Origin of the sequence: Variovorax cryoconiti (assembly GCF_051216395.1) — a bacterium.
GTDB lineage: Bacteria > Pseudomonadota > Gammaproteobacteria > Burkholderiales > Burkholderiaceae_C > Variovorax.
This window is the reverse complement of the sequence record NZ_JBPJZI010000027.1, coordinates 1-1463: the sequence shown is the minus strand read 5'-3', so window position 1 is coordinate 1463 and position 1463 is coordinate 1. Positions and strand designations below refer to the sequence as shown.

2 protein-coding genes are annotated in these 1463 nt (G+C 66.1%); one reads left to right on the top strand and one right to left on the bottom strand.

Going from position 1 to position 1463, the window contains the following annotated elements; translation table 11 throughout:
• Positions 1-325 (bottom strand): hypothetical protein (locus tag ACSFA2_RS25410; protein WP_435458109.1); only part of this gene is annotated, 325 nt, incomplete at its 3' end.
• Positions 326-615: 290 nt separating this feature from the next.
• On the opposite strand from ACSFA2_RS25410, the gene ACSFA2_RS25405 reads away from it, so the two are divergent.
• The coding region (locus ACSFA2_RS25405; RefSeq protein WP_435458108.1) for a DUF945 family protein at positions 616-1463 on the top strand (848 nt) is incomplete at its 3' end.

Below are 1463 nucleotides of genomic sequence, written 5' to 3'. Positions count from 1 at the left end.
CAGAAATAAAGGCAGCAGGGCGGCCGACGGGTTTGGATGACGATGAGCCCGCGCCTGCGGTCTTGGTGGCGGCAGTTGAAGGCTTGGCGGACTTCTTGGTCGCAGCGGTCGCGGCCTTGGCCGGTGGTGCTGCGGGCTTTTTGGACGGCGCGCTTTTCTCCTTCGCTGCAGAGCCATGTGCGGTGGCGGAAACCTTTTTGGCCGCAGGTACAGCCTGCTTCGCAGCCGGCGCCTTCTTTGTGGCGGGCTTGGGTGCTGGCGTGGCCTTGGCGGCGGGTTTCTTCACGGTGACTGGCTCCTTGGTCGAACTGGAACGCGCTTTCACTGGGTGTCTCCTCCCATGGGAGCCACTTGCGGCTTTCAGACCGCGCAGACTCCCCGTTGTCGGGGTGCTCGCCAGTGGCGAACCCCGGGGTTATACCCCCGAAAGCCCACCAGGAACGTGCGGCGCCCCGCGCGATTGTATAGAGAACTCGCAGGCGCGGGCGATGTCTCGGCGTGCCGGCCAACTCCGTTAGCATCGCGCGGCGCTGTCTGTGGGAGCAGCGCGGCCCCGAGCCTTTGTCCATATGGCGCAGGGGGCCTATCCGTTCATTCGCAAAAAGAAAGCAAATCTTGAACAAGAAAGTAGTTTTGGGAGTCCTGGCCGCGGCTATCGCCGTCGCCTACGGCGGCAGCACCTGGTGGGCCGGCACGCAGATCAAGTCGCGCTACGACATCGCCTTCGATGAGCTGCCGAAACAGACCGCGCTGGTGCGCGTGACTGAGCGCAAATACGAACGCGGCTTCTTCGGCGCCGTCAGCACCGTGACGCTGGAAATCGGCTGCGCAACCGATACCGCCGCCCCGGCAGCAGCAGCCGCTGCCGACAAGCCCGCAGAGGGCGAGGAAGCTGAAGCAGACGAAGAGGAAGGCCCCGGCATCAAGCCGCCGAAGCAACTGCGCCTGACCATCCGCGACACCATCCACCACGGCCCGCTGGCCGGCGGCACGCTGGCGGCAGCCACCATCGACAGCGAACTGGTGCTCGACGAGAAGACGCAGGCCGAGGCGAAAAAGCTGTTCGGCGACGCCAAGCCCCTGAGCGCGCGCACCAAGGTCGGCTTCGGCGGCGCCTTCACGACCGACCTGACCGTCGCGCCCGCCAAGCTGGTCGAAGAAGGCAAGGGCCGCCTCGACTGGCAAGGCGTGCAAGCCCGCCTGGAAGTGAACGCCGCGCGCACCCAGGCGCGCTACGACCTGACCGTGCCTGGCCTGGACTTCAGCGACGCGCGTAGCGGCGTGACCATGAAGATGGGCAAGCTCTCCGCCAAGGCCGACATGGACATGAGCGCCGGCTGGTTCCTGGCCACCGGCAAGACCGAAGGCCGCCTCGACACCCTTGAGTTCGCCGTCAAGAAGAAGGCTGCCGAGGACGGCGCCGCACAGGCAGAACCGCCAAAAGCGCTGCCGACGGTCTTGCT